The sequence below is a fragment of the Echinicola sediminis genome, from assembly GCF_054777495.1.
This window is the reverse complement of record NZ_BAAHAP010000202.1, coordinates 1-2,584: the sequence shown is the minus strand read 5'-3', so window position 1 is coordinate 2,584 and position 2,584 is coordinate 1. Positions and strand designations below refer to the sequence as shown.

2 protein-coding genes are annotated in these 2,584 nt (G+C 48.6%); both read left to right on the top strand.

The features are described from left to right. Positions 1 to 271 precede the first annotated feature (271 nt). Complete coding sequence (gene istA / locus ACYVAA_RS22655) at positions 272 to 1,798, top strand: IS21 family transposase (protein WP_460546304.1); 1,527 nt, start codon at positions 272 to 274, stop codon at positions 1,796 to 1,798. Between the two features lie 27 nt (positions 1,799 to 1,825). Then, positions 1,826 to 2,551 (top strand): ATP-binding protein, encoded by a 726-nt coding sequence (gene istB, locus ACYVAA_RS22650; protein ID WP_460546302.1) that lies wholly within the window; start codon positions 1,826 to 1,828, stop codon positions 2,549 to 2,551. Positions 2,552 to 2,584: the final 33 nt, after the last annotated feature.

Sequence of the window (2,584 nt, the reverse complement as noted above, 5' to 3'; positions counted from 1 at the left end):
TGTATATTCCGATCCATCTTGACCACCTGTTCCGGTGATGTTGACCACTTTTTTCCGATGATGTTGACCACGCCGTTTTAGGGTGGTAATGTTGGTCGGAGGGTAAAATTCCGGTGATATTGACCACTGTCAATCCGTCCATGTTGACCACCTCCGTAAGTGGTCAGCATTGTCAGAGCGGCATTATTGACCACTGCTAATTTTTCAGTTATCGTTTGCTTTGCGGTAGATGTAAAACCAACCGTAAAGTATGGCAGGAAAAACGATAGCTATGAGTAATCTCAAACAGATAATTCGCCACCGTGACAACGGAATGGCACTGCAGACCATCTCCAAAACCCTGGGCATAGCCCGTAACACGGTCAAGAAGTACCTTCAGTTGATCGATTCCAAAGGCCTGTCCTATGGGGAGCTTCTCGGAAAGAGTGATGAGGAACTCGATGCCCTGCTTGCGGATCCGGACCAAAAATCGGAACAGAGGCAACAGGATCTTCTGTCCTTTTTCCCCTATATGGAATCCGAACTCAAAAGGACCGGTGTGAACAGGTGGGTACTGTGGGGGGAATACAGGGAAAAACACCCGGACGGGTACAGTTATTCCCAGTTCTGTGAAAACTTCAGACAATGGCGGATAGGGCTTTCTGCCAGCATGAGGATCGAACATTCCCCTGGGGATAAACTGTTCATTGACTTTACGGGGGACAGGCTTTCCCTTGTAGATCCGGTGACCGGTGAGATCACCGATATGGAGGTGTATGTCGCCACGCTGGGATTCAGCCAGCAAAGCTATGTGGAAGCCGTCCACTCCCAGAAAAAAGAGGACTTCATCGCTGCCACAGAAAACGCCCTGCATTATTTTGGCGGGGTTCCCATGGCCCTGGTACCCGACAACCTCAAAAGTGCGGTCACCAAACCTGACAGGTATGAGCCTACGGTCAACCCCGACTTTCTTGACTTTGCCAACCACTACGGATGTACAGTATTCCCCGCAAGGAGCAGGAAGCCCCAGGACAAGGCTCTGGTGGAAAAGACCGTCAGCATCGTATACAGCAGGATCTATGCTCCGATCAGAAACAAAGTGTACCACAACATCAATACGCTGAATGCGGATATACGGCACTATCTCAATATCCACAACAATACACCTTTCCAGAAAAGGCCCGGATCAAGGCAGGAGCTTTTTGACAGGGAAGAGAAAAGGGCATTGGCCAGCCTGCCTTCAGAAAGATATGAGCTCAAAGAGTACAGGCATGCAACGGTAACCAAAACGGCGCATATATGCATGAACCCTGAAAAACATTACTACTCGGTGCCCTATAGGTACATCGGCAAAAAAGTCAAGGTCGTCTCCTCGGACAGCTACGTCTCCGTTTTCCACAACAGGGAAAGGATTGCCTTCCATAGGAGGAGCAGGAAGTTCCATGGCTATACCACTGTTGAGGAGCATATGCCATCCGCACACAGGTTTGTCAGTGAGTGGAATCCCGCCTTCTTTCTAAAATGGGCAAAAGGGATACATCCCGAAGTACAGGATTACATACAGGTCATTCTTGAAAGCTACCCTTATCCCGAACAGGCCTACAAAAGCTGTCTTGGGATTTTGGGGTACGATAAAAAAGCAGGCAGGGAGAGGCTTGTCGGAGCTGTCAGACGGGCCACCCATTACAATACCTTTAACTATTCGGTCATTGAACGGATCCTCAGGAGCGGACTGGACAGGATCCCCCTTGAACCTGAAAACCACCCCAGTCAAACAGTCGAACACGAAAACATCAGGGGAGCGGAAAGCTTCAAATAACTATTTACCATAAAACCGGTTACCAATATGACACAGAGCATAGCTTTAAACCAGATGTCCAGAATGAAGCTCCACGGCATGATGGAGGCATACAAAACGATACTGGACAGCAACAAACACCATGGGCTTCAGCCCGAAGAACTTATAAACCACCTTCTTCAGGCAGAATGGGAAGAAAGGGAAAACAGGAAAATAAACAGGCTGTTCCGGACCGCAAAGTTCCGGTACAGTGCCACTGTCGAGGAACTCGACTTCTCCACACAAAGAGGCCTTGACAAAATGCAGCTGCTCAGGCTTGCCGATATGTCCTTCATAAAAAGGAAAGAGAATATCCTTGTCACCGGGGCAACAGGATCCGGCAAAAGCTTCATTGCTTCGGCACTCGGCAACCAGGCATGCATGAACGGGTTCAGGACACTGTACTACAACACCTCCAAGCTGTTCCCGAAACTCAAAATGCTCAAGGCTGACGGTTCATACATGAAAGAGATTGCCAGAATAGAAAAGCAGGAACTGCTGATCCTTGATGACTTTGGTATCCAGCAACTGGATGAAATGGCAAGAATGGCCCTACTGGAGATTATTGAGGACCGGCACGGAAGGGCTTCTACGATAGTGGTCTCCCAGCTGCCCGTCACAAAATGGTTCGAAACCATAGGGGACAGTACAATAGCCGATGCCATACTGGACAGACTGGTGCACACTGCCCACAGAATCGAGCTCAAAGGTGAATCAATGAGAAAAAAACGATAACTTTAAACGCCATTATAACGCTAACTGAAAAAA

Coding starts and splice junctions, on each gene's coding strand:
- istA (WP_460546304.1), top strand. CDS start 272: ATGAGTAATCTCAAACAGATAATTCGCCACCGTGACAACGGAATGGCA.
- istB (WP_460546302.1), top strand. CDS start 1,826: ATGACACAGAGCATAGCTTTAAACCAGATGTCCAGAATGAAGCTCCAC.